This window comes from Neisseria sp. P0021.S007 (assembly GCF_051956855.1).
Genome location: NZ_JBQCXA010000200.1, coordinates 1 through 966 on the forward strand (window position 1 = coordinate 1; position 966 = coordinate 966).

General features: G+C 54.7%; 1 protein-coding gene. It reads left to right on the forward strand.

The genetic code is table 11. The features are described from left to right. Positions 1-174: 174 nt before the first annotated feature. Positions 175-966 (forward strand): DNA gyrase subunit A (locus ACTHUR_RS12210; protein WP_440398741.1); only part of this gene is annotated, 792 nt, incomplete at its 3' end.

Sequence of the window (966 nt, forward strand, 5' to 3'; positions counted from 1 at the left end):
GTCTGAAACATGAAATGGTTTCAGACGGCCTTTTTTGTCGAAACGGATTCCATTTGCTGACCTGATTCGGTAAGCCTTATTGTCGCTGCACTACCGTTCATCACTCAAATTGGCTATGACTACCGATTTTGCTTTACAATATCCTTCTTTAATTTATTTCGTTTTACCATCCTGATGACAGAACACATTTCCGCTCCAAGCCCATCTCCTATCGGCGAAGACTACCTGCTGTTAGGTCAATACGCCGAACGCGCCTATCTCGAATACGCCATGAGCGTGGTTAAAGGTCGCGCGCTGCCTGAAGTTTCAGACGGCCAAAAGCCTGTACAACGACGTATTTTGTTTGCCATGCGCGATATGGGTTTGACGGCGGGGGCGAAGCCGGTGAAATCCGCGCGCGTGGTCGGCGAGATTTTGGGTAAATATCACCCGCACGGCGACAGTTCTGCCTATGAAGCGATGGTTCGCATGGCGCAGGATTTTACCTTGCGCTATCCCTTAATCGACGGCATCGGCAACTTCGGCTCACGCGACGGCGACGGAGCGGCGGCGATGCGTTATACCGAAGCACGGCTGACGCCGATTGCGGAATTGCTGTTGTCCGAAATCAATCAGGGTACGGTGGATTTTGTACCGAACTACGACGGCGCGTTTGACGAACCTGTACATCTGCCAGCCCGTCTGCCTATGGTCTTGCTCAACGGCGCATCGGGCATCGCGGTGGGCATGGCGACCGAAATCCCATCACACAATTTGAACGAAGTCACGCAGGCGGCGATTGCGCTGTTGAAGAAACCGACGCTGGAAACCGCCGACCTGATGCAGTACATCCCAGCGCCCGACTTTGCCGGCGGCGGTCAAATCATCACGCCGGCGGACGAATTGCGCCGGATTTACGAAACCGGTAAGGGCAGCGTGCGCGTGCGTGCGCGTTACGAAATCGAGAAGCTGGCGCGCGGACAATGG